Annotated in this window: 25 protein-coding genes and 2 pseudogenes; 6 read left to right on the top strand and 21 right to left on the bottom strand. The window is 56.3% G+C overall.

Annotated features, from left to right (window positions below; translation table 11 throughout):
- The first annotated feature begins 253 nt into the window (after window positions 1-253).
- Window positions 254-1,582 (top strand): 30S ribosomal protein S12 methylthiotransferase RimO, encoded by a 1,329-nt coding sequence (gene rimO, locus PSQ19_RS03110; protein ID WP_282219586.1) that lies wholly within the window; start codon window positions 254-256, stop codon window positions 1,580-1,582.
- A gap of 70 nt (window positions 1,583-1,652) precedes the next feature.
- On the opposite strand, the pseudogene PSQ19_RS03105 reads toward rimO, so the two are convergent.
- A pseudogene (locus PSQ19_RS03105) lies at window positions 1,653-2,590 on the bottom strand (phytanoyl-CoA dioxygenase family protein).
- A 239-nt stretch (window positions 2,591-2,829) separates the two neighbouring features.
- On the opposite strand from PSQ19_RS03105, the gene folP reads away from it, so the two are divergent.
- The 3 genes from folP to folK are packed head-to-tail and all read left to right on the top strand — an operon-like array spanning window position 2,830 to window position 4,516.
- On the top strand, window positions 2,830-3,681 hold the full coding sequence (gene folP / locus PSQ19_RS03100; protein WP_282219585.1) for a dihydropteroate synthase: 852 nt from the start codon (window positions 2,830-2,832) through the stop codon (window positions 3,679-3,681).
- A 4-nt stretch (window positions 3,682-3,685) separates the two neighbouring features.
- Entirely contained in the window at window positions 3,686-4,066 is a 381-nt protein-coding gene (gene folB, locus PSQ19_RS03095; RefSeq protein WP_282219584.1) for a dihydroneopterin aldolase, read from the top strand.
- A gap of 3 nt (window positions 4,067-4,069) precedes the next feature.
- Window positions 4,070-4,516 carry a 2-amino-4-hydroxy-6-hydroxymethyldihydropteridine diphosphokinase gene (folK, locus tag PSQ19_RS03090; protein ID WP_282219583.1) on the top strand — a complete coding sequence of 149 codons (447 nt, stop codon included), beginning with the start codon at window positions 4,070-4,072 and terminating at the stop codon, window positions 4,514-4,516.
- On the opposite strand, the gene PSQ19_RS03085 is transcribed toward folK, so the two are convergent.
- From PSQ19_RS03085 to PSQ19_RS03050, 8 genes are read right to left on the bottom strand one after another with little or no spacing between them, the layout of a single operon-like run.
- On the bottom strand, window positions 4,513-5,292 hold the full coding sequence (locus PSQ19_RS03085) for an ATP12 family chaperone protein (protein WP_282219582.1): 780 nt from the start codon (window positions 5,290-5,292) through the stop codon (window positions 4,513-4,515). The two genes, folK and PSQ19_RS03085, sit on opposite strands and share 4 nt — an antisense overlap.
- Window positions 5,293-5,295: 3 nt before the next feature.
- A complete protein-coding gene (locus PSQ19_RS03080; protein WP_282219581.1) occupies window positions 5,296-5,802 on the bottom strand; it encodes an HAD family hydrolase in 507 nt (168 codons plus the stop codon).
- Between the two features lie 20 nt (window positions 5,803-5,822).
- Entirely contained in the window at window positions 5,823-5,954 is a 132-nt protein-coding gene (locus tag PSQ19_RS03075; RefSeq protein ID WP_282219580.1) for a hypothetical protein, read from the bottom strand.
- A complete protein-coding gene (locus PSQ19_RS03070; RefSeq protein ID WP_282219579.1) occupies window positions 5,951-6,940 on the bottom strand; it encodes an RluA family pseudouridine synthase in 990 nt (329 codons plus the stop codon). Before PSQ19_RS03070 ends, PSQ19_RS03075 begins: the two co-directional genes overlap by 4 nt.
- A complete protein-coding gene (gene crcB / locus PSQ19_RS03065; protein WP_282219578.1) occupies window positions 6,937-7,320 on the bottom strand; it encodes a fluoride efflux transporter CrcB in 384 nt (127 codons plus the stop codon). Before crcB ends, PSQ19_RS03070 begins: the two co-directional genes overlap by 4 nt.
- Window positions 7,321-7,331: 11 nt before the next feature.
- The gene (locus tag PSQ19_RS03060) at window positions 7,332-8,666 is read right to left on the bottom strand and encodes a replication-associated recombination protein A (RefSeq protein WP_407649134.1); all 1,335 of its coding nucleotides are present in this window, start codon (window positions 8,664-8,666) and stop codon (window positions 7,332-7,334) included.
- Complete coding sequence (locus PSQ19_RS03055) at window positions 8,663-9,934, bottom strand: Do family serine endopeptidase (protein ID WP_282219576.1); 1,272 nt, start codon at window positions 9,932-9,934, stop codon at window positions 8,663-8,665. Before PSQ19_RS03055 ends, PSQ19_RS03060 begins: the two co-directional genes overlap by 4 nt.
- A 4-nt stretch (window positions 9,935-9,938) precedes the next feature.
- Window positions 9,939-10,235: a hypothetical protein gene (locus tag PSQ19_RS03050; RefSeq protein ID WP_282219575.1), complete on the bottom strand. Its 297-nt coding sequence runs from the start codon at window positions 10,233-10,235 to the stop codon at window positions 9,939-9,941.
- Between the two features lie 118 nt (window positions 10,236-10,353).
- Here PSQ19_RS03050 and PSQ19_RS03045 point away from each other — a divergent pair, with 118 nt between their 5' ends.
- Window positions 10,354-11,535 carry a type III PLP-dependent enzyme domain-containing protein gene (locus PSQ19_RS03045; RefSeq protein ID WP_282219574.1) on the top strand — a complete coding sequence of 394 codons (1,182 nt, stop codon included), beginning with the start codon at window positions 10,354-10,356 and terminating at the stop codon, window positions 11,533-11,535.
- Window positions 11,536-11,610: 75 nt separating this feature from the next.
- On the top strand, window positions 11,611-12,150 hold the full coding sequence (locus tag PSQ19_RS03040; protein ID WP_282219573.1) for a P-loop NTPase family protein: 540 nt from the start codon (window positions 11,611-11,613) through the stop codon (window positions 12,148-12,150).
- A 187-nt stretch (window positions 12,151-12,337) separates the two neighbouring features.
- On the opposite strand, the gene rplQ is transcribed toward PSQ19_RS03040, so the two are convergent.
- The 12 genes and pseudogenes from rplQ to rpsH form a co-directional block, all read right to left on the bottom strand.
- On the bottom strand, window positions 12,338-12,766 hold the full coding sequence (rplQ, locus tag PSQ19_RS03035; RefSeq protein ID WP_282219572.1) for a 50S ribosomal protein L17: 429 nt from the start codon (window positions 12,764-12,766) through the stop codon (window positions 12,338-12,340).
- A gap of 30 nt (window positions 12,767-12,796) precedes the next feature.
- A complete protein-coding gene (locus PSQ19_RS03030; protein WP_282211466.1) occupies window positions 12,797-13,816 on the bottom strand; it encodes a DNA-directed RNA polymerase subunit alpha in 1,020 nt (339 codons plus the stop codon).
- A gap of 96 nt (window positions 13,817-13,912) precedes the next feature.
- Entirely contained in the window at window positions 13,913-14,305 is a 393-nt protein-coding gene (rpsK, locus tag PSQ19_RS03025) for a 30S ribosomal protein S11 (protein WP_046136760.1), read from the bottom strand.
- A gap of 78 nt (window positions 14,306-14,383) precedes the next feature.
- On the bottom strand, window positions 14,384-14,752 hold the full coding sequence (gene rpsM / locus PSQ19_RS03020; protein ID WP_282219571.1) for a 30S ribosomal protein S13: 369 nt from the start codon (window positions 14,750-14,752) through the stop codon (window positions 14,384-14,386).
- Between the two features lie 178 nt (window positions 14,753-14,930).
- Complete coding sequence (locus tag PSQ19_RS03015) at window positions 14,931-15,497, bottom strand: adenylate kinase (RefSeq protein ID WP_282219570.1); 567 nt, start codon at window positions 15,495-15,497, stop codon at window positions 14,931-14,933.
- Window positions 15,494-16,831 carry a preprotein translocase subunit SecY gene (gene secY / locus PSQ19_RS03010; RefSeq protein ID WP_282219569.1) on the bottom strand — a complete coding sequence of 446 codons (1,338 nt, stop codon included), beginning with the start codon at window positions 16,829-16,831 and terminating at the stop codon, window positions 15,494-15,496. Before secY ends, PSQ19_RS03015 begins: the two co-directional genes overlap by 4 nt.
- 45 nt (window positions 16,832-16,876) lie before the next feature.
- Window positions 16,877-17,374, bottom strand: a complete 498-nt coding sequence (gene rplO / locus PSQ19_RS03005; RefSeq protein ID WP_282219568.1) for a 50S ribosomal protein L15 — start codon at window positions 17,372-17,374, stop codon at window positions 16,877-16,879.
- 18 nt (window positions 17,375-17,392) lie between these two features.
- On the bottom strand, window positions 17,393-17,581 hold the full coding sequence (rpmD, locus tag PSQ19_RS03000; RefSeq protein ID WP_282211471.1) for a 50S ribosomal protein L30: 189 nt from the start codon (window positions 17,579-17,581) through the stop codon (window positions 17,393-17,395).
- 21 nt (window positions 17,582-17,602) lie between these two features.
- On the bottom strand, window positions 17,603-18,136 hold the full coding sequence (rpsE, locus tag PSQ19_RS02995) for a 30S ribosomal protein S5 (protein WP_282219567.1): 534 nt from the start codon (window positions 18,134-18,136) through the stop codon (window positions 17,603-17,605).
- Window positions 18,137-18,161: 25 nt separating this feature from the next.
- Window positions 18,162-18,524, bottom strand: a complete 363-nt coding sequence (gene rplR / locus PSQ19_RS02990; protein WP_282219566.1) for a 50S ribosomal protein L18 — start codon at window positions 18,522-18,524, stop codon at window positions 18,162-18,164.
- A 12-nt stretch (window positions 18,525-18,536) separates the two neighbouring features.
- Window positions 18,537-19,071: pseudogene (gene rplF, locus PSQ19_RS02985) on the bottom strand (50S ribosomal protein L6).
- 65 nt (window positions 19,072-19,136) lie between these two features.
- Entirely contained in the window at window positions 19,137-19,535 is a 399-nt protein-coding gene (gene rpsH / locus PSQ19_RS02980) for a 30S ribosomal protein S8 (RefSeq protein WP_282219565.1), read from the bottom strand.
- Window positions 19,536-19,549 lie beyond the last annotated feature (14 nt).

Below are 19,549 nucleotides of genomic sequence, written 5' to 3'. Positions count from 1 at the left end.
CGGGCGTGCCATGGTGGACTTTTGAACTGATGGACTCCAATAGCGATGGCTCAGGATGGCGATCTTGGCGCTACACCTAGCCCTATGTTTTGTTTCCAAAAAAGCCTTAGGCTTCGGTATTCCGCTCCAACGGGTACATTCGTCAGTACCGATTTCATCCCTGCCCTACAGCTGGCGCAGACCTGGGTGCATTGCGCTTTGAGCGGGAAATCTGTATGACGCGCGCTCAGTTACCAATAGAGACTAATGGAATATGACCCAAGCGCCAAAAATTGGCCTGGTCAGCCTCGGCTGTCCGAAAGCCCTTGTCGATAGTGAACGCATCATGACGACGTTGCGGGCGCAGGGCTATTCGTTCAGCCGGGACTATGCTGGCGCCGATGTCGTTCTGGTCAATACCTGCGGCTTTCTCGACAGCGCCAAGCAGGAGAGTCTGGAGGCGATTGGCGAGGCACTGAACGAAAATGGCCGGGTCATTGTTACCGGTTGCCTGGGCGTCGAGGAGGAATTGATCCGCAAGACCCATCCCAGCGTGCTGGCGATTTCGGGTCCACATCAATATGAAAGCGTAGTTGGCGCGGTGCATGAGCATCTGCCGCCGGTGCCCAACAAATTCGTCGACCTGCTGCCCGAACAGGGGTTGAAACTGACCCCACGGCACTACGCCTATCTCAAGATATCCGAGGGCTGCAACAATCGGTGCTCGTTCTGCATCATTCCACAAATCCGTGGCGACCTCGCATCGCGCCCTGCCGCCGGCATTTTGGGCGAAGCCGAAGCGTTGGTGCGTGGTGGCGCCAAGGAACTGCTGGTCATTTCGCAGGATACCAGCGCTTACGGCGTCGATATCAAATATGCGACCTCAAACTATCGCGGTCGACCGGTCGCGGCCAAATTTTATGATCTGGCCAAGGAGCTGGGCGAATTCGGTGCCTGGGTGCGTCTGCACTATGTTTATCCCTACCCCCATGTGGATCAAGTCATTCATCTGATGGCTGAGGGCAAGGTACTGCCTTATCTCGATATTCCGTTCCAGCACGCATCCCCGTCGGTGCTCAAGACCATGCGCCGCCCGGCCAACCAGGTCAAAACCCTTGATCGGATCCACAAATGGCGTGCTGAGTGCCCTGATCTGGCGATCCGCTCCAACTTTATCGTCGGGTTTCCGGGCGAAACCGAGGAAGATTTCGAGTTCCTGCTCGATTGGATTGAAGAAGCCGAAATCGACCGGGCCGGATGTTTCAAATATGAGCCGGTGACCGGTGCGCCTGCAAATGAGCTTGAAGGCATCGTGCCTGATGATGTCATGCAGGACCGTTTCGAGCGCCTTATGGAAGTGGCCCAGCATGTATCGACCGGGCAGTTGGCCAAAAAGGTTGGCCAGACCATTGATGTCCTGGTCGACGATGTAGACAAGGACAACAACCGCGCTATTGCCCGTTCAAAGTGGGATGCGCCCGAAATTGACGGCCAGGTGATTGTCAACAAGGCAACCAATATCAAGCCGGGCGATCTTGTCTCGGTGCAGGTGACCGACAGCGACGAGTACGATCTGTTTGCCGAGCCCTGTCAGGCGAATTGAAAGTCGTTTCAATCGTTTAGAGGTGCCGGTTCAGGTTTTGATTCATTGCGCGGCGCCTCAAAGCATCACGCTAGGCCCAACTCTTCAATCCCAATAGCTTCTCACCCAGCGGGGTTAGCGTTGCCGTCTTGGCGTGCTTTTTTCCCATTGGCGCGGGTCGCCGGGAAATGCATCGCGCTTGGGCGAGTCCATTTCGCGCCAGAGCCGCACGCGCTCGTCCCTATCCGCCTGATCGCCCTCATTGGCAGGATACATCGAAATATATTGCGCCATTCGTACGCGGTCTCTGGAATGATTTGGGCGCACGCCATGAGCCAACAATGTATTGAAGATCAACAGATCGCCAGGCTCCATCTCTATGTTGGTGATAGTCATGCCGGTGGTGTCGGGGTGCATGGGGTCGCGGTCGGCGGGCTGGGTTTTGACCCACTCGTCAAAATTATAGAACAGTTCTGGAATGCACTGAAAACCGCCAACGTCGCCATCCTGTTTCACAAGACTGAGCACACCCTGAACGCCGATTGGCAGCGGATCGAGCGAGGTATCGCTGTCCCAGTGAATAAAGCCGTTTGGGTTGCCATGCACTTTTTTGGGCACGTTGAGGTTGGCGCGATCGATACCGACCCACAGTTCTTCAATATCCCAAATGTCGACAAAGGCGTCATAAACGCGCTGCACCATGCGATTGTCCCAAAGATATTGATGGTTGTAAATTTCCACCATGCCGGTGCCGTTGAGTTCTTTCATGATGTGGTCGCGGCGCTGTGGCGCATACCAGGTTGAGGGATCGTTGGGGTCCTTCTCATCAAACGCCCAAAGCAAGGATTTGAGTCGCTCGATATTTTCCTCGGGAACCGCATTGCGCACAATTACATAGCCCTTGCTGGTCCAATGCTCCCAGTCGGCGGGACTGAGTACGCGTAGCGGCAGTTTCTTGACGATGTCCTTGAGTTGTGTGGTAACCGCCGTGGTCGTTGGATGGCTGTCGCGCGTGGTGTGCGTCTGCATATCTCTCTCCCTGCACCTCATCGGGGCCGCTGGTGGCCGATACACGCGCCCCCAATTGGCGTGCCGTCTGTCGTTGACAAAGCTGGTTGCGACCCGCTGGTCAATATCCACCGACAATATAGGGTCTGCAGTGGTTTGCCCCCCGGCACTATCGTCAAATCTTTCATGCGACGCCATAGAAATTGAACTATCGATAGATCCCGACATTATTTGACCCCAATTGCGACACCGGACGAACCATGCACAAGCTTTATGATATTCCCTTGGCCGACGGTCGGTCGCTGGCACTTGGTCGTATACCGGTGGTGATGGGAATATTGAATGTCACGCCAGACAGTTTTTCTGATGGCGGCGCGTTCAATCTGGTCGACACCGCCGTCGCGCACGCACGACAGATGATTGGGGATGGTGCCGACATTATCGACATTGGCGGCGAGAGTACCCGGCCCGGCGCTGAGCCCGTTTCCACGCAGCAGGAACTGGACCGCGTTATCCCGGTGATCGAAGCCCTCATTGGAGCCGGTGTGTCGACACCGCTTTCCATTGACAGCTACAAGCCGTTGGTTGCCGACCAGGCTATTCAGTCGGGCGCGAGTATTATCAACGACGTTCACGGTCTGCGACGCGCACCCGAAATGGCCGAAATTGCCGCGCTGCACAATGCGCCCGTCATTGCCATGCACTGGGATATTGAACGCGACCAGAGTAAACCGATCATGGGCGAGATCGAGCGCTATTTCACACAGACTATAGCAGCGGCTAAAGCTGCGGGGATAAGTCGGGAGAAACTGATCCTCGATCCCGGCTTTGGTTTCGGCAAGTCACTGAGTGACAATTATGCGGTGCTCAACGCTACCACAATGCTAACCAATCTTGGCTTTCCGCTACTGATTGGCACCTCGCGCAAATCGATGATCGGAAAGGTGCTCGATACCAGCACCGACGAGCGATTATCAGGCACCATTGCCACCAATGTACTGGCCTATTCGAGGGGTGCCCATATCTTCCGCGTGCATGATGTTCGCGCCAATCGCGATGCCCTTCGCGTCGCCGCTGCAACCCTGTATGGTCCCCCTCAAGAGACAAGGTGACGGAATGGGCAATAAGTTCACGGGCGACCGTATCATCCTGAAAGATCTGGGCTTTTACGGTTATCATGGTCTGATGCATGAGGAGATGAAGCTTGGCCAACGATTCTTCGTCGACCTGAAATGCGGCGTCGATCTTTCGGCTCCCGCCTCGACCGATCAGGTCAGCCAGACCGTATCCTACGCTGAAATCTATGATGCGGTTAAATTCGCCTTTGAAAACAAACGAATGCACTTGATCGAGGCCGTGGCCCAGAACATCATTGATGGTCTGTTCGACACGTTCCCCGAAGTGCAATGGGTCAAAGTGCGGGTCCGAAAACCTGAAGCACCGATTGCAATGGTGCGGGGTGAAGCGGCAATCGAGCTTCGTCGTCATCGGAGTTGATAATTGAAATCAAAGGCTTGGCTCAGTCTGGGCGCCAATATTGGCGACCCGGCCGCACAATTGACAGAAGCCGTCGAGCGCTTGGATGCCAACGCTGGGGTCTCTGTTACTGCCCGCTCCGCGATCATTGCCACCAAGGCGTGGGGAAACACCGATCAACCAGACTTCGCCAATATGGCGATCGCAGTCGACACCGACCTCAAGCCGTTGGACTTGCTGTCGATTTGTCTTGGAATAGAGTTGATGATGGGTCGTGTTCGCGAGGTGGTCTGGGGGCCGCGACTTATTGATATCGACATCATCGCCTATGACCGTCTGGTGTTAAAGTCACCCAAGCTGACCCTGCCCCATCCTCATGCACACAGTCGCGATTTCGTCCTCGATCCCCTGCGCGAAATCGCCCCGACGGTCGCGGACTGGCTTATCGAAACTGCCAATGACACCCGCTAATTCCGCAGCGTATCCAACACTTTGACTGCGGTATCGAATTCAACCCGGCGCAACCTACGTCGTTCGGCGGCCTCTTCGTCGACACCCCACTGACGGTTTTGAAAATCCTCATCAACATGGGCTGCCGTCCACACTTCGTCCGGCGTAAATAGCTTGTGCCATAAACCGATAGCCAGAATACCTGATCCGGAGAGTCCGGTAATGGATACAAGCGCCGTCATCACCAGCAAACTTTCGTGCGATAGCACGTCAGTCAACCGCGCGAGGGTGGTGGCCGGTTGCTCCTGATGCATCACACCAACGGTGGGCTGGAACGAAACACCAAAGTGCCGGGCCACTCGCACGAGCGCTGTGTCCCAATGCGTCTCCTGCTCCGCGACCAGTTCGCTAGGGTAGTCGGCGCGGTAAAGCAACAGGTCATTGCCTGCAAATTTTATGACCTCGTCCCGAAACGCCGGCACCAGGTCTTCGCCGCTTTCCAGGGCCGAATTGATAAGCCGCACCATTGGCATGGTTGCTGGATCAATGAATTCGTGTTGCGCCGCCCACTCATCCGCCATGTGCGTGGCGATGTCGGCGTATGGCACAACAACTGGAATCTTTTTGTCTGGCGTTCTGGTGGAGCGACCGTCCAAGGTCACGGAAAAACCGCCATCAACGGGCGAAACACCGGTTTGATGATAAAATCGCTTGGGCAATTGATTTTTGACATGATGCTGAGCGCGGCCATAACCGTCATCACGGTGTTTGCCCGCTTCTTCTAACTGATCGCGCATGGTCTACTCCAATACCCGCTGAATGGCACCGTCGAGATCGTCGTAGGAGTCGATCATTGCGTCCGCGAAAGGAATAAGTTCAGCCGGATCGTGATAACCCCAGGTGACCCCAATGGTTCGAACACCAGCAGCACGCCCCATTTCCAGGTCAAATGTTGTGTCGCCCACCATGATAGTTTCCTTTGGCGAGGACGAGGTTTCGGCCATTGCTGTCAGCAACATACCGGGGTCGGGCTTGGACGGGTTATGATCGGGCGTTTGCAGGGTCACGAAATAATCGGTCAATCCGTGAAGTTGCAGGATGCGCCTTACACCCGTCAATCCCTTGCCCGTGGCAATTCCGAGTTGTTTTGAAGAATCCTGGCGCAGTCGACCCAACGCCTCAAACGCACGGGGAAACAGCGCTTCACGGCTTGCATCGGTTACCAGCGACCCCCTATAATGGCTCCTGTAGGTATCGACCAATCGTGTCACCAATGCTGGGTCATCGGATTTGGCCAACCTGCCCAACGCCTGGGGCAGGGAAAGACCTATAACGCGGCGAGACTCCGCCGCAGTTGGCGGGCAAGCCCGATGGCGGTAAAGGTCGCGGCCATATGCTCGCTGATCAGTCCCTGAGAGTCGATCAGCGTGCCGTCCATATCAAAAACTATCAGGGTCACGCGCCAGCCTCCGGATCTCCTGATTGTGCGTCATATCGCGCCGCATCAAAACCAAGTGCGTCGAACGTCTGCTGCATATGGGGTGGCAACGGCGCAGATACATCAAGCCGATCGCCCGAGCGCAGCGGCAAGGCTATGCGTCGGGCATGCAGGTGCAACCCATCACCTAACCCGGCGGCACCCTGCCAGTTTTCAATATTGAAGTATCTCGGGTCATTGATGATCGGGGTACCCAACTGCGCCATATGTACGCGCAACTGATGCGTGCGACCGGTGACTGGTTTTAGGGTAACCCACGCAAACCGCCGACTGGCAGTGTCGGTGGTCGAGTAGTAACTCATCGAGTGCTGTGCGCTCGGTGTGCCGTTCTTGACCACGACGACCTGCTCACCGTCCAGGGTTTTTCGCTTGCCCAGAAAACAGGAAATCTCGCCCTGCCGTGGCGTAGGATTACCAGCAACTACCGCCCAGTAGATCTTTCGGGCCGAGCGTGAACGAAATACAGTGCCAAAATGACTGGCGGCGGCGTGGGATTTCGCCACCACAAGGCACCCGGAGGTGTCTCGGTCCAACCGATGCACCAGCCTTGGCGCTTCGCCCTTTTTGTTGGGTAGGCTCTTGAGCATGCCGTCGATGTGGCGAAACGTGCCGCTGCCGCCCTGCACCGCTAGACCGAACGGCTTGTTGAGGACGTAAATGTCATCATCCTCATAAAGGATCAGCGACCTGATGAACGCGGCGTCCTCGCTGCTTACCTTTGCAGGTTTGACAACGCCGGGGTCGTCAATGGGGGGAATGCGCACAATCTGGCCGGGCGACAGACGGGTATTTGTTGCAACCTTGGACCGATCGACCTTGACCTCACCATTGCGAATGAGCTTTTGCAGGCGCCCAAACCCGAGTTGAGGAAAATGCAGCGAAAACCAGCGGTCAAGCCGCATACCGTCTTCGTCGCTATGCACTTCGCGTTGTTGAACCGCACTCATGCGGGCATTCCTCGGGTTATCAAAAGACCCAGATATAGGCCCGCAATCGAAACGGCAACCGACAGGGCAATATAGAGTGCTGCCGAGGCGATTTGGCCACGCTCGATCAAGGCCATGGTATCGAGCGAAAAAGAGGAAAATGTCGTAAAGCCGCCAAAGACGCCGATGGCCACAAACAGTCTTGCCTCAGGCGCCCAGGTTGGCATGGCCTTGACCAACCAACCGATAAAGAGCCCCATAGCCAGTGATCCGACGACATTGACGAACAGCGTTGCCAGCGGAAACTGGCTGGGCCAGAGCTTGCCGATGGCGCTCGAGACGCCAAATCGCCCCATTGCGCCTATGGCGCCGCCGGCGCCGACCAACATAAATGCGTGCAAAATACGTCCTTTCAGTCGTCGTCGCGGTCGATTTTCGCGGCGCGCAACCGCCCAAAATAGTCCATGCGTTTGCTCAGTTCGCGCTCGAAGCCACGCTCGACCGGCTGATAAAAGTCCTGACGGCCAATCTTTTCGGGGAAATATTGCTGGCCAGAGAAACCTTCGGGCGTGTCGTGGTCGTAAACATATCCCTCGCCATATCCGGCGCCCTTCATCATCTTTGTCGGGGCATTGAGGATCACCATTGGCGGCATCGGTGACCCGGTCGCCTTGGCAACGCTGGTTGCCGCTTTGAAGCCGGTATAAACTGCATTGGATTTCGGTGCTAGCGCCAAGTAGACGACGACTTGCGCCAAGGCAAGCTCACCCTCCGGCGAGCCAAGCATCTGGTATGCATCCCGACCCGCGACGGCCTGCGGCAGCGCCTGCGGGTCAGCCAGGCCAATATCCTCCACCGCCATCCGGATCAGGCGTCGCGCCAAAAACAAGGGATCCTCGCCAGCGTCGAGCATGCGGGCAAAATAGTAGAGCGCGGCATCAGGATCGGAGCCGCGAATGGTCTTGTGAAGGGCAGAAATCAGATTGTAGTGGCCGTCCTGGGCCTTGTCGTAGATCGGTGCGCGCCGCTGCACGACGGTCAACAATCCCGCTTCATCAAGCATCTCGCCATCTTCTGCGGAGGCGAGGATTTCCTCAACGAGGCCCAACAAGGCCCGCCCATCACCGTCCGCAAGGCTTAACAAGGTGCTACGGGCGCCGGGCGTCAATGGCAGTGCGGCATCGGTCAGTTCTTCAGCCCGTTGCGCCAGTTTTTCAAGGTCAGCAGATGACAAGGATTCGAACCGAAGCACTTGGCTTCTCGATAGCAAGGCGGCATTCAACTCAAAGGATGGGTTTTCGGTGGTAGCGCCTACCAGCACGACTGTGCCGTCCTCCATCACCGGCAGGAACCCATCTTGCTGGCTACGGTTGAAACGATGAATCTCATCAACAAAGAGCAATGTCTTTTTGCCGGACAGACTTTCGAAACGGGCCCGTTCAAATACCTTTTTGAGATCGGCGACCCCTGAGAACACCGCGGAAATCTGCTCGAAGCGATAGCCGATCTCATCGGCCAGAAGCCGCGCAACCGTGGTTTTACCAGTCCCTGGCGGCCCCCAAAGTATGAGGGAGCCCAAGCGCTTGGACCCAATCATTCGGCGCAACGTTCCTTGTGACCCAAGCAGATGGGTCTGACCGATCACGGCCCCTAAGGATTTCGGCCGCAATTGATCGGCGAGCGGACGGGCGCCTGGGGGCTCGTCCGCTGGGTCTATCGGATCTGGCGTAAACAGATCACTCATCAGCCCGCTACGATGGTGCGAATGGTGCGTCCGCCGCGCTGGAGTACTATCTGCCAGGTTCGAGTGCGCTGCGATGCAATTTTGGCAAACGCGTTCGCGTCCGAAAACTTCTGGTCATTCAACGATATGATCAAGTCGTCCACAGCCAATCCCATTTGTTGTGCCGGCGATCCGGACTTAATGGCGGTCACGATAACGCCTGACGCGTCGTAGGATAGACCCTTTTCTTCTGCAAGGGCTGGCGTGATCGCGGCTACGCTGGCACCGGCAAAACGTGAGTCACCCGATACTGACGCCACCGATGCGCTGTCCGAAGGTGCCGGTTCAACGGTTATGGTTACATCTTCGGTTTTGCCGTTGCGCAGCCGTGACAATGTGGTGGTCTTGCCGACCTGCCGCGTGGCAAGACGGAAGTTAAAGCCGCTCGGATCGTCAACTGCGATGCCGTCTATCGACAGGATTGCATCACCGACGGCAAAGCCGTCGCGCTCGGCCGGGCCGTTGGGCGCAAGGTCCGTGATCATTGCCCCATGGGGCGCAGTCATGCCCATGCTGGCGGCAATATCGGCCGTCACCGCCTGAAGTTTTGCGCCAAACCACGGACGCACGATCTTGCCACCGGCAATACCGGCATTGGCGACGACGCGCACCATGTTCGCAGGAATAGCGAAGCCGATGCCGACAGAGCCACCACTTTTTGAAAATATCGCTGTATTGATACCAACAAGATTACCGTCCAAATCAACAAGCGCACCCCCGGAGTTGCCCGGGTTGATGGCAGCGTCGGTTTGTATGAAAAACTCGTAATCGCTGCTTTCCACGCCGGTACGCGCCAGTGCCGATACGATGCCGCTAGTGACTGTTTGCCCGACGCCAAACGGATTGCCTATCGCCAGCACGAGATCGCCTACCTGCAACGCGTCTGAATTGGCAAACTGGAGCGCCGGAAAAGTCTGTCCCTTCGGATCGCGAATTTTCAGGACCGCCAGATCGGTTTTTTTGTCGTCAAGGACGACATCGACCGCATATTCGCGCCCATCTGAGAGCGATATATGCACTTCGGTGCCGCCATCGACCACGTGAGAATTGGTCAGTATGACGCCGCTGCCATCAACTATGACACCGGAACCAAGTGACTGGGATTCTCGTGGTCGCGATTGGAATTGGCCCTGCTGGCCGAAGAAACGCTGGAAAAACGGATCGTTGGCAAAAGGCGATACATTTTGCTGCTCGATGCGTGTTGAATAGACGTTAACTACGGATGGAGCCACCTGCTTAACAACCGGGGCAAAGCTCAGTTTGACCTGGGTTGTGGAGACAGGAACAGTTCGCTTGGCGGGTGCGGGAAGGCTCGATTGCAGTCGGTGCGACCGCTGCTGTTTGCGCAGTTGCCCGGTCGCGTTCAGTAAAGGTGACGGCAAAATAACTCAGTCCGGCCAAGGCCAGAAGGGCAATGGCGGCGAGAGAAAATCGACGAATAGACATAATAAACACCAAAGACAGTTTCAGGCTGGCGGATTCAATATATTTCCGCTGGAACACTAGAGGCAAACGCGCAAAATCGGGCGCCAATAAGGTGCTCTGTGCAAGGGAAAGTTTTCAGCAAAACTTTCATTTGCCGCGATGGGCAAGTAACCCTATATGCAGCGCTTCTGTTTAACAATCTCAGCTACAGAAAGGCATCACGCCAATGGCCGACGAGTCCCATCACGTTTTCCCGAACACATCAGCGCTAATCGCCGCTGAGGCGCCGGATTTTCCAAGCTTTCTGTTTTCTGAACGTGAGTTGCACAAGGCCACCAATGTCTTTCGCAAGGGATTTAGCGGCCTGCTCACCTATGCAGTGAAATGCAATCCCTCGCCGCACATCATCGCGCAACTGCATCGCGAAGGTTTGAAGGCATTCGATGTTGCCTCCAATACCGAAATGGAACTCGTGCGCGATCATGCGCCAGGAGCGGCCATGCATTACAACAATCCGATCAAGAACAAGCGCGAGATTGCACGCGCCTATGACGAATTCGGCATTCGCTCCTTTACCATTGACCACCCCCAGCAGCTGGATCAGTTGGCGTCGGTCGTATCGCCCTCGCGAGACATCGAGGTCACGACGCGGTTCAAGGCGGGCAAGGCCCTTAAATCATATGATTTTGGCATCAAGTTTGGCGTCATGGAGCAAGGTGCGGCCGAGATCGTATCTATGGTTGACCAGATGGGCTACACGCCGAGCCTGTGTTTTCATGTCGGCAGCCAGTGTGAAGACGCGTATGCTTACGAACGTCACATTGCCGCGGCGGCGAGGATTGTTGACGAGTCCGGAATAGAACTCAAACGCCTCAATATCGGTGGTGGCTATCCGGCGCCCTACCCGACCAGCGAAGCGCCGCCAATGGACTATTTCTTTGAGACCATTGCCGCCGCCGTGAATGAGCACTTTGGTGAAAAGACCATACCGGAACTGATAATTGAGCCCGGGCGTGCACTTGTAACCTCATCGACCTCCCTTCTGCTTCGCGTCAAGCACCAGCGCGGTGGGCAGGCGGTCTATGTCAATGACGGCGCCTATGGTTCGCTGATGGAAGTCAAGTTCATGCACTTTACCCCGCCAGTCCGGGTTTGGCGCGGCGCACGGGTGCATGACAATGAAGGGCAGTTTGAAAATTTCACCATTTGGGGACCGACCTGCGACAGCTACGATGTGCTGCCCCAGACCTTCACCCTGCCCGCTGACATCGATGAGGACGACTGGATCGAATTCGGCCTGATGGGTGCCTATACCCAGGCCTCGCTTACCCCCTTCAACGGCTTCGACCGCCGTGACCAGTTCTGGGTCGACGAAGTCTATACCGGCAAGGACGTGCAGCCGGAATAGTCCGGGACACTTTGACTATAGATATCAAGGGCCGCAGCGGAAAGACGATGCGGCCCTATTGCTACCGAGGCCCTCATGACGACCGTTTTGCCGCTGAGAAAACTCGGAACGCGCATCATGGTCTGCGGCATGAGCGGTGCCGGCAAATCGACGCTTACGCAAGCACTAGCCCGCAGCATAAACGCGACACCGGTCTTTCTCGACACGCTCTATCATCAGCCCGGCACTCAATGGGAGCCGCGTGCACCTGCCGAGTTTGAAGCCCTTCACGCCCAAGCTACTGCTGGAGATCGCTGGGTAATGGACGGCAACTACAGCCGCCTGATGGACAGCCGCATTGCCCGCGCCACCGGCATAATCTGGATTGATCCCAACCGCTTCGGGTGCCTGTATCGCTACTTCAGGCGCAGTTTCTTCGACCAGAATCGGCATGGTCGCCTCGAAGGCGCTGTGGACGATTTCACTTGGCCAATGGTAAGGCACATCCTGCAGGTGCAGCCATCCAGCCGCGCGAAATTGGCACGATTGTTTTCCGTCAGCGGCCTGCCAGTGGTACGGATCACATCAATGGCGGAACTGAAGCAGGTGCGTAAGGCGTGGCGCCTCACTGACTGAGCGATTGCAACCGCCGCCAATTCACGTCGATTCCTAGCCAACCCCGGGAACCAGCACACACCAACCAACGCGAAAGTTGCGTTCCGCAGCAGAGGGAAGTTCGCCTGAATCCAGTTGGCACAAACACAAAAAAGCGGCCACAGAAAATCCGTGGCCGCTCAAATTCATAGCATCAAGCCAAAGCAGCTTACGCTGCGGCGGACTCGTCTTCGTCATCCCGCGTAAACACCGGGCCGCTATCGAGGCCCTTGGCATTGACATCGCGATCAACGAACTCGATGACCGCCAGCGGCGCATTGTCGCCATAACGGAAACCAGCCTTCAGAATGCGGATATAGCCGCCCTGTCGTTCCTTGTAGCGACCACCGAGGACCGCAAACAGCTTGCGGACCTGCTCTTCGTCGCGAACCTGGGCAATAGCCTGGCGGCGGGCATGCAGATCGCCACGCTTGGCAAGCGTCACCAGCTTTTCAACGATCGGGCGCAATTCCTTCGCCTTGGGCAAAGTCGTTACGATCTGCTCGTGCTTGATGAGCGCTGCGGACATATTGGCAAACATCGCCTTGCGATGACTGGCCGTCCGATTGAGTTTGCGACCTGAATTACCGTGGCGCATGGTTGTCTCCTGTATCTTATCGGCGCGAGATCAATAGTGATCTTCGTAGCGCTTGGCGAGGTCATCGATATTCTCGGGTGGCCAGTTGGCAACATCCATTCCGAGATGAAGGCCCATTTGCGCGAGCACTTCCTTGATTTCGTTGAGCGACTTGCGGCCGAAATTGGGGGTCCGCAACATTTCCGCCTCGGTTTTCTGGATCAGATCACCGATATAGACAATGTTGTCGTTCTTGAGGCAATTGGCCGAACGGACAGAAAGTTCGAGCTCGTCGACCTTCTTGAGCAATGCAGGATTGAACGCCAACTCGGGAACTGCGTCCTGGGTCTTTTCCTTGCTGGGCTCTTCAAAGTTCACGAAGACCGAAAGCTGGTCCTGCAGAATGCGCGCCGCAAAAGCGACTGCGTCATCCGGCGAAATGGCGCCGTTGGTTTCGACCTGCAGCGTCAACTTGTCTTTGTCGAGGCTTTCGCCTGCGCGGGTTGCGTCGACCTTATAGGAAACGCGACGGACCGGCGAGAACAGCGCATCGACGGGAATGTAACCAATCGGCGCGTCTTCAGGACGGTTCTTGTCCGCTGCAACATAGCCCTTGCCGGTATTGACGGTAAACTCAATGTTGATCTCGGCGCCATCATCAAGATGACAGATCACGAGTTCGGGATTGAGCACCTCGATGTCGCCGGTGACCTTGATGTCGCCAGCGGTAACCGAACCGGGGCCCTGTTTGGACAAGGCAAGACGCTTCGGCCCTTCCGAGCCCATGCGCAGTGCGATTTCCTTGACGTTGAGCACAAGGTCGGTAATGTCTTCACGAACGCCGGGAAGCGACGAAAATTCGTGTAGAATGCCGTCGATCTGGATTGCTGTCACAGCCGCGCCCTGAAGCGACGACAGTAGCACGCGACGGAGAGCGTTACCGAGGGTAAGCCCATAACCGCGCTCAAGTGGTTCGGCTACAACCGAGGCCACGCGCGCGTTGTCGCTGCCCGAAACAATCTCCAGCTTGGTCGGCTTAATAAGTTCTTGCCAGTTCCTCTGGATCGTCACAGGTAATGTCCTTTCAAAATCGCGGCCCTTGCCCGGCCGCTCCGCCGCAAACACAATAATACTCCCGGCCGACAGGCCGGGAGTTGATCAATTTGGTTAGACGCGGCGCCGCTTGCGCGGACGGCAACCATTGTGCGGGATCGACGTCACGTCACGGATCGAGGTAACGTTAAAGCCCGCAGCCTGCAGGGCACGAAGAGCCGACTCACGACCAGAACCGGGGCCACGAACTTCGACCTCCAGGGTCTTCATGCCATGTTCCTGCGCCTTTTTGGCTGCATCTTCGGCAGCTACCTGCGCCGCATAGGGCGTCGACTTACGCGAGCCCTTGAAGCCCATGACACCCGACGATGACCAAGAAATTGTATTTCCCTGCATGTCGGCAATGGTGATCATGGTATTGTTAAATGAGGCGTTCACATGTGCAACGCCGGAAGTGATATTCTTGCGTTCCTTGCGGCGAACGCGAGTTGTTTCAGTCTTAGCCATTTACGTCCTCAATTCGATATCCGCGCTGCCGTTAGCAATACGCCCCGGCAGCTACATCGAAGAACCCGATAGGGGTCCTTACTTCTTTTTGCCAGCAATAGCTTTTGCCGGGCCCTTACGCGTACGCGCATTGGTGTGGGTGCGCTGACCGCGAACTGGAAGTCCGCGACGATGACGCAGACCGCGGTAGTTGCCCAGATCCATCAGGCGTTTGATGTTCATCGCAACACCGCGGCGAAGATCGCCCTCGACAATATAATCACGGTCGATGGTTTCGCGAATCTGGATGACTTCAGCGTCGGTCAACTCATTGACACGACGATCCGCCGGAATTCCTACCTTGGTGCAGATATCCTCGGCGAACTTGTCGCCGATCCCGTGGATATACTGCAACGCGATGATCACGCGCTTATTTGTCGGGATATTGACGCCAGCAATACGAGCCACGTCTGCACTCCTTCATTCGACACACTGGCCGCGCTGGCCTGTGCCCTAAAACAACAAGGACCGGATTTCGACCCCAACCTACTTGAGAAACCGAATCCAGCCCAATTATCCATGAGACTGACGCGGTTCATAAAGGACAAGCCACACCGGAGTCAACCGGCATGTCTTGTCGAATTTGTTAGCTGCAGATTACAGCCTTGATCGAGGCAGTGACCTGTTCGACCGGCGCCATGCCATCAACAGATTTCAGCTGCCCCTTGTCGGCATAGTATTTGACCAATGGTGCCGTCTGCTGATTGTAGACTTCCAGCCGATTGCGCAGCACCGCCTCATTGTCATCGGCGCGGCCACCAGCTTCCTTGCCGCGACTGACGACACGTTGAACCAGCACATCAACATCGGCATTGATTTCGATCACCGCGTCCAAATCCATGGATTTCTGCTTCAACATGGCTGTCAGCGCTTCAGCCTGAGCGATGGTCCGCGGAAACCCGTCAAGGATAAAGCCAGGTTTGCAATCGGGTTGGTCAAGCCGCTCCGAGACAATACCATTGACGATTGCGTCAGACACCAGATCGCCGCGGTCCATGACTTCCTTGGCCGCCAGACCCATGGGTGTCTGAGCCGCAATGGCCGAACGCAGAATATCGCCGGTAGATAGTTGAGGAATGCCATAGTCCTCGACCAGAATTTTGGCCTGAGTGCCCTTACCTGCCCCAGGTGGCCCGAGAAGAATAAGCCTCATCGACGCTTTCCTCCGCCAAGACGTGATTTCTTGACCATGCCTTCGTACTGCTGGGCAATCAGATGGCTCTGGACCTGGGATATCGTGTCGAGCGTGACGGTGACCATGATCAGCAACGAGGTGCCGCCAATAAACTGGCTGACGGCGAGCTGGTTATGAACAATCTCAGGGATCAACGCGACAACGGTCAGATAGATGGCGCCAACAACGGTGATACGGGTCAGAACATAGTCGATGTGCTGCGCAGTTCGTTCACCCGGACGAATACCGGGAATGAAACCGCCCGAGCGCTTGAGATTGTCGGCCGTTTCGGTCGGATTGAACACGATTGCCGTATAGAAGAAGGCAAAGAAGATGATGAACACGGCGAACAGCGTGAGATATAGTGGCTGACCGCGGCCAAGCATGGCCGTAACCACCTGCAACCATTGCGGTGAATTTCCCTGCGCGGCGAAGGAGGCAATCGTGGCCGGCAGCAACAGCAGTGAGGAGCCAAAAATCACCGGTATAACGCCGGATGTATTGAGCTTGAGCGGCAGATGCGAGCTTTCGCCCTGGAACATCTTATTGCCCACTTGTCGCTTCGGATATTGTATCAGAAGCCGTCTCTGCGCCCGCTCGAAAAAGACGATCACGGCAACAACCACGACCGACAAGAGCAGAATTCCTACGGCCGCCAACGTAGGCAAAGCGCCAGTGCGGCTCAATTCCATGGTCTGAACCACGGTTGCAGGCAAGTTGGCAACGATACCGGCAAAAATGATCAGCGAAATGCCGTTACCGACGCCGCGCGACGTTATTTGCTCGCCGAGCCACATCAGGAACATGGTGCCGCCGACCAGTGTAATCACGGTCGAAATGCGGAAGAACCAGCCGGGATTGAGCACGACACCCTGGCTGGCTTCGAGACCAACCGAAATGCCATAAGCCTGAATGGTACAAAACACCACAGTCAGGTAACGGGTATACTGGTTCATCTTGCGACGACCCGCTTCGCCCTCTTTTTTCATTTCCTCGAGGCGCGGTGAGGCGGTCGCAACGACCTGCACGACAATAGAGGCCGTAATGTAGGGGATCAGGTTAAGTGCGAAAATCGCCATGCGCTGAACGGCACCGCCCGAGAACATGTTGAACATGCCAAGGATGCCTTGCTCCGATTGCTCGAAGGTTGCGCGGAATGCGTCCGGGTCGATGCCCGGCACTGGAATAAAGGTTCCCAGACGATAAATAAGCAGCGCTCCCAGTGTGAACCAGATGCGCTGCTGAAGTGCTTTCGCCTTTGAAAACGTCGAGAAATTAAGATTTCTAGCCAGCTGTTCGGCTGCGGACGCCATGTGTCGCTCCCTATGGCTTAAATGCCAGGCGCGTCAGACCGAGAATTACTCGGCCTTTGCGTCTACTGCTGTCGATGTTGCTGCGGGCAGGTCGACCTTGCCGCCGGCGGCCTCAATTGCTGCCAAGGCACCCTTGGTGGCGTAATTTACCTTGAAGGTCACCTTTTTGGAGGTAAAACCTTCCGAGCCAATAAGGCGAACACCGTCCTTGGCCCGGCGGACAACACCAGCTGCAATCAATGCAGCGACGTCAATGACGCCCTTGGCGTCCAACTTGCCAGCATCAATATAAGCCTGGATGCGATCAATTCGAACCTGGTTCCACTGTTTGGGATTGTACGAATTGAATCCACGTTTTGGCATACGCATATGAAGGGGCATCTGGCCGCCTTCAAAACCATTGATCGCAACACCAGTGCGTGACGTCTGGCCCTTGACGCCGCGACCGGCGGTCTTGCCCTTACCGGAACCGATACCGCGACCAACGCGGGTACGGATCTTGTAGGAGCCGGGATTGTCACGAAGTTCGTTCAAACGGGTCATGTTGAACACCTTTGCCTTTTACTCGCCGACAACGCGGACGAGGTGCGGAAGTTTGTTGATCATGCCGCGGACTTCGGGCGTATCAAGCAGCTCACGCTTCTTGTTCATCTTATTGAGCCCGAGACCAACCAGGGTCGCGCGCTGCACCTTGTCGCGACGGATCGGCGAACCGATCTGCTCAACGATGAGGGTTTTCTTGACTGCCATCTTATCTCTCCGTCAGCCGGATCAAGCTTCGACCGCAGTTTCGCCGCGGCGAGCCTGCAATTCCGAAACTTTCAAACCACGACGCGATGCAACTGAACGAGGGCTGTCGACGCGCTTGAGCGCATCAAAAGTGGCCCGAACCATGTTGTACGGGTTCGCGGAACCCTGCGACTTGGCAACGATATCGTTGATACCCAGGGTCTCAAACACAGCACGCATTGGACCGCCTGCAATAATACCAGTGCCGGGCTCCGCTGCGCGCAAGATAACCTTACCGGCACCATGGCGACCGTGCACATCGTGGTGCAGCGTACGCGCATCGCGCAAGGGAACACGGATCATCGTGCGCTTGGCCGCTTCAGTGGCCTTGCGAATTGCCTCTGGAACTTCGCGGGCCTTACCGTGGCCGAAACCGACGCGGCCCTTCTGGTCACCAACGACTACCAAAGCGGCGAAGCCGAAACGACGGCCACCCTTAACAACCTTGGCAACACGATTGATGTGCACCAGGCGATCGACGAATTCGCTATCGCGTTCTTGAACGTCTCTGCTCATAATTTCTTCTTTCTCGCGCCGTGGATCAGAACTGCAGGCCGCCCTCGCGGGCAGCTTCTGCCAGGGCTTTGACCCGGCCGTGATAAATGTAGGCACCGCGATCGAATACCACCTCGGCCACACCAGCCTTGGTGCCGCGCTCGGCAATCAACTTACCAATCGCAGACGCTGCTTCGGCGGTTCCGCCGTTCTTGACAGATGCCTTGACGTCCTTGTCGAGCGTCGAGGCGGCCGCCAAAGTCCGGCCCGTTGAATCGTCAATGATCTGCGCGTAAATATTCTTGTCCGAACGGTAGACCGACAACCGTGGCCGACCGAAAGCACGAGCCTTGAGCGCCTTGCGAACGCGGGCTTTGCGGCGCTCTGCGCCCTTATTGCTGATAGCCATAGCAGGCGCTCCTTACTTCTTCTTGCCTTCTTTGCGGAAGACGAACTCGCCATCATAGCGAACGCCCTTGCCCTTATAGGGCTCTGGCTTGCGGAATTCGCGAATATTGGCAGCGACCTGGCCAACGGCCTGCTTGTCGATACCAGTTACGACGATTTCTGTGGGGGCTGGCACGGCCAGCGTGATTCCCGCTGGTGCGGTGTAAATCACTTCGTGACTAAACCCAAGCGAAAGCTTGACGTCCTTGCCCTGAAGCGCCGCGCGATAACCCACACCCTGGATTTGCAGCTTGCGCTCAAAACCGGTACTCACGCCGGTTACCATGTTCTGGATCAAAGCTCGCGTCGTGCCCCAAGCAGCACGGGCCTCACGGGTATCATTGGCGGGCGTGACAAATACGCCATCAGGCGTCTGTTCAACCTTGACCGTTTCCATGAGCCTCAAGGCTCAACTCGCCTTTTGGGCCCTTAACTGCGACGTTGCGACCGTTGATGGTCACATTCACGCCGCTGACAGGAGCAACCGGTTGTTTACCCGTACGGGACATTTCATTCTACCTTTTTGAGTAATCGTCTTACCGCTTACCAAAGTATGGAGCCAATGCTCCAAGCCCTAGAATACGCGGCAGAGTACCTCGCCACCAACATTTGCAGCCTTGGCTTCGTGATCTGCCATGACACCCTTTGGGGTCGACAGAATTGAAACGCCCAGACCGTTAGCTACCTGCGGAATATTCCGCACCGATGCATAAACGCGGCGACCGGGACGCGAGACGCGTTCGATCGTGCGGATGACCGGATCATTTTCCGCGTACTTGAGTTCAATCTCGTACTCGGCGGCACCGTTTTCGAACTTGGTCTCGGAGTAGCCGCGGATAAACCCTTCGGACTGGAGAACGTCCAGCACACGACCACGAAGGGTCGACGCCGGTGTCGAAACGGAATTCTTGCGACGCATCTGCGCATTGCGGATACGGGTCAGCATATCTCCGATTGGATCGGTGAAGCTCATCTTCTTCTCTCCTT

The organism is Devosia algicola, from assembly GCF_028816455.1.
GTDB lineage: Bacteria > Pseudomonadota > Alphaproteobacteria > Rhizobiales > Devosiaceae > Devosia > Devosia algicola.
The sequence above is the reverse complement of the archived record's forward strand: the minus strand, read 5'-3'. Positions and strand labels throughout refer to the sequence as shown.